This window comes from Bacillus sp. DC4300-2b2 (assembly GCF_049895685.1).
GTDB lineage: Bacteria > Bacillota > Bacilli > Bacillales > Bacillaceae > Bacillus > Bacillus safensis.
In genome coordinates, this window is the sequence record NZ_JAFCSW010000011.1 from 1 (window position 1) to 3,525 (window position 3,525).

The 3,525-nt window shown below is 50.2% G+C and carries 4 protein-coding genes; all 4 read right to left on the minus strand.

Annotated elements, in window-relative coordinates; translation table 11 throughout:
* Nucleotides 1–47: 47 nt before the first annotated feature.
* The gene (locus ACP69X_RS18800) at nt 48–893 is read right to left on the minus strand and encodes a methyltransferase domain-containing protein (RefSeq protein ID WP_426052966.1); all 846 of its coding nucleotides are present in this window, start codon (nt 891–893) and stop codon (nt 48–50) included.
* Nucleotides 886–1,977, minus strand: a complete 1,092-nt coding sequence (gene rfbG / locus ACP69X_RS18805) for a CDP-glucose 4,6-dehydratase (RefSeq protein ID WP_426052969.1) — start codon at nt 1,975–1,977, stop codon at nt 886–888. The genes ACP69X_RS18800 and rfbG overlap by 8 nt, the downstream gene beginning before the upstream one ends.
* The gene (rfbF, locus tag ACP69X_RS18810; protein ID WP_426052967.1) at nt 1,971–2,738 is read right to left on the minus strand and encodes a glucose-1-phosphate cytidylyltransferase; all 768 of its coding nucleotides are present in this window, start codon (nt 2,736–2,738) and stop codon (nt 1,971–1,973) included. The genes rfbG and rfbF overlap by 7 nt, the downstream gene beginning before the upstream one ends.
* Before the next feature lie 50 nt (nt 2,739–2,788).
* Nucleotides 2,789–3,525 (minus strand): hypothetical protein (locus ACP69X_RS18815; protein WP_426052968.1); only part of this gene is annotated, 737 nt, incomplete at its 5' end.

Consider the following 3,525-nt stretch of genomic DNA (forward strand, 5'->3'; position numbering starts at 1 on the left):
ACAAAGTCAACGAATTGCTTCCCTGGAATTGGAAGGCGAACCAACGGTCAAAGGCCGCCGTTGCTGCCTGAGCGCTTCGCGGTAGTCATCGTGCCTGGGGTGCTGGCCGGATGCGTACCGTGTGTCGGCAGTTCTTCAACATTGAAAACTCGAAGGCCGACGCTCTGGAAGATGCGCGTTGTAACGGTTAAAGAGAGGTATGAGAAATGTTCATGATACACAGTGTCGAACTGGCAGAATTCGATCAGCTTCATTAGATGAGGGAATTCGAGAGTAATTGTCCCCCCTTGTTTAAGCGCAATTTTCAGGCCTTCCGTGAAATCATTAATGTTGGGGACGTGGGCATAAACGTTGTTTCCGCAGATTAGATCGGCAATTTTGCCTTCTTTAGCGAGTTTTCTGGCGAGGTCTGTGCAGAAAAAATCTCGTATCACAGGAACCCCGGCTAGCTCGGCTGCATTAGCGGTGCTAACCGTTGGCTCAATGCCAAGACATGGTATTCCCGCGGAAACGAAGTTCTTTAGTAGATAGCCGTCATTCGAAGCTACCTCGATAACAAAGCTCTCTCCGTTTAGTCTGAGATGCTGAGTAATAGTCTCAGCGTACAGCCTTGCGTGCTCTAGCCAGCTCTTCGATGTCGATGAGAAGTAGGCATAGTCCGAGGAGAACACCTCATCCGCTCTAGCGTAGTCTTCAGTCTGAACAAGCCAACACGTCGTACAGACGTGGACGCGAAGAGGGAATGTTTTTTCGGGTTCACGAAGAGCTTCCTTGCTTAAGTATGCGTTCGACGGCGGTGCGAATCCCAGATCGAGAAATTTGCTATTCAACTTTGTGCCGCAATGTCGGCATGTTGGTGCTAGCACGGATGATACCCTCTTCTTGCTAGCCATTGGATTTCGTCCAGACATGGCCCTTGTCCGAGCCGAGGCGGATGTAATCAGCGAGTTGCTTTGTTGTTAGAATCTCGTGATCTTCAAACCATGAGCGATACCATTGGGCGGTCATCGCAATCGCTTGATCGAAAGACAAAACGGGTGCCCATTTCAATCGCTGCTGGGCCTTGCTGCAGTCGAGCTGCAAAAGCTTTGCTTCATGAGGCTGCATGCCGTGCGCGGAATTCCAAGATACGCTTTTCCACTGCTGCTTTAGAGCAAATAGCACATCCTCCACGGTTTGATTTCCATCGGCGCCTGGTCCAAAATTCCAAGCCTCGTCGAAGCCCCGTGAGTGTTCTAAGAACTGCTGGCCAAGAAGCAAGTAACCGGATAAACACTCCAATACGTGCTGCCATGGTCGCGTTGCCTGTGGCGAGCGAACTTGAATTGCGGTTCCTTGTTCAATAGAGCGGATAACATCTGGTATCAAACGATCTTCTGACCAATCACCTCCGCCAATGACGTTTCCAGCGCGGACCGTCGCGAGCTGAGGGCTCCCATTTGTATTGTAAAACGAATGTCGAAAGCTCTCTACGACAAGCTCAGCGCCAGCTTTCGAAGCACTATAAGGGTCATGTCCACCTAATCGGTCTATTTCCCGATAGCTATAAGGCCACTCACGATTAAGATAACACTTGTCGGTTGTAACGATTACTATTCCGACCAGATTGTCCAGTGCTCGACATGAGTTGAGAAGATTGGCTGTCCCTAAGACATTGGTACTCCAAGTCTCCATTGGCTGATTGTATGATCTGCGCACAAGGGGCTGGGCTGCCAAGTGAAAGACAATCTCTGGATTGGCATCCCTTAACGCGCGGCTGAGATCAGGGTCGTTTCGAATGTCGACAATTTTAGAACTGATTTCTAGATTCAGCAGATTCCAGTGATTGGGCTCAGCATCAGGACTAAGTGAGAGACCCGTTACTTGAGCGCCTAATTGCTGAAGCCATAGCGCAAGCCAGCTACCTTTGAAGCCTGTGTGACCTGTTAGTAAAACCCGACGATCTCGATAGGCGTGATTGAACATTTTTTTCACCACGTTTTCCAAGGAGCATCGCCGGATGCCCATAACTGCTCGAGATGGGTTTTGTCTCGCTGAGTATCCATCGGCTGCCAAAAACCTCTGTGAAACCAGGCGTTAAGCTGGCCATCGGCCGCAAGTCGTTCCATCGGTTTGGCTTCCCAAACGGAATCATCTCCCTCTATGTATTCAAATACCCTTGGCGACAGTACGAAGAATCCTCCGTTAACCCAGCCGCCATCGCCTTGAGGCTTTTCAAGAAAGTTGGTCACTCGATCGCCATCGAGAGCCAGCGCTCCGAATCTACCGGGAGGTTGGGTGGCTGTTAATGTGGCTAAGCAACGCGAGGATTGATGAAATGACACCAGGGACCGCACATCGACGTCGCCGACACCGTCGCCATACGTCAAGCAAAAATCCTCCTCGTCGAGATGTTCCTGCACCCTTCTTAGGCGCCCTCCGGTCATGGTGTTCTCGCCTGTATCAATCAGGCTTACGCGCCATGGTTCGGAGTATCTTCCGAGCACTTCCATTTTATTGTGTTCCATGTCGAAAGTGACGTCGGACATATGGAGAAAATAGTTCGCAAAATACTCCTTGATCAAATAGCCCTTGTACCCGCAGCAAATGATAAAGTCGTTTATCCCGTGGGATGAATATATCTTCATGATGTGCCAAAGAATCGGCCGACCACCAATTTCGATCATTGGCTTCGGACGGACGGCGGTTTCTTCGCTGATGCGAGTTCCGAGACCACCCGCAAGGATTACTGCTTTCATGCTTTTTCCCGTGAAGGAGTGAGGTTCGATATGGGGGATATTCAAGGTAGCTAATGCGGGACCTTCGGCTGCGTTGCAAAGCTGTTCCTCTGCAAAAAGCGACCCCACGCCATCGCAGCTAGCCGGCTTTTTTCAAAGAAAGGCAGATTCGCGAATAGCCGTGTTTGATTGTCGGCGACTAAGAGATTTTCCTGCCTGGCTTGACGAAAGGTTCCACTCGTCGCCCAGTTCTCGATTGAGTAGCCCCTGCCGTTTCGGCCGACTAAAATTGGGCGGAGGCCCATACTCAAAATTTTTCTGGTAAGTCCCTGCGATCCGCTTTCAAAATTATGAGTGGAAAGCTTGTCTGTAATTCTAACGTCATGAGTAACTGTGCAGAAGAGCTTGCGGCTTATCATAAACGCGTTTGAGCGAATATGAGGATTCGGAAAGCTTGGAAATGCTATGTCGGCGGACCTCATACTTTCAAAGGAGCTGGTGGCTCCTACTAGACCAACCCCGGGAGCACTTAGATTGGAGGCGAGTTTGTATAGCCAGTGATCCGCTAAGATCTCACTCGTTGTATTCAAGAAGCAAATCGAGTCGCTGTTCAGTTGACGTGCAACTTCGATATAGGCTCCGATGTCGAAATTATTGTCATCCAGTGAAACTGGGGTGTAATCTGTGGTGGGGGATGTCCCGGTCAATGTTGAAATTGGAGGGCAGGCGTTGCTCACCTTGAGCCTGTAGGCTCGGGGTGTCGAATCCGCAAAGGAGAGCAACGCCATGAAGAAATCTACCACATCTC

Bases quoted from the DNA above. Each gene is read 5' to 3' on its own strand.
- rfbF (WP_426052967.1), bottom strand. From the start codon at position 2,738: ATGAAAGCAGTAATCCTTGCGGGTGGTCTCGGAACTCGCATCAGCGAA.
- ACP69X_RS18800 (WP_426052966.1), bottom strand. From the start codon at position 893: ATGGCTAGCAAGAAGAGGGTATCATCCGTGCTAGCACCAACATGCCGA.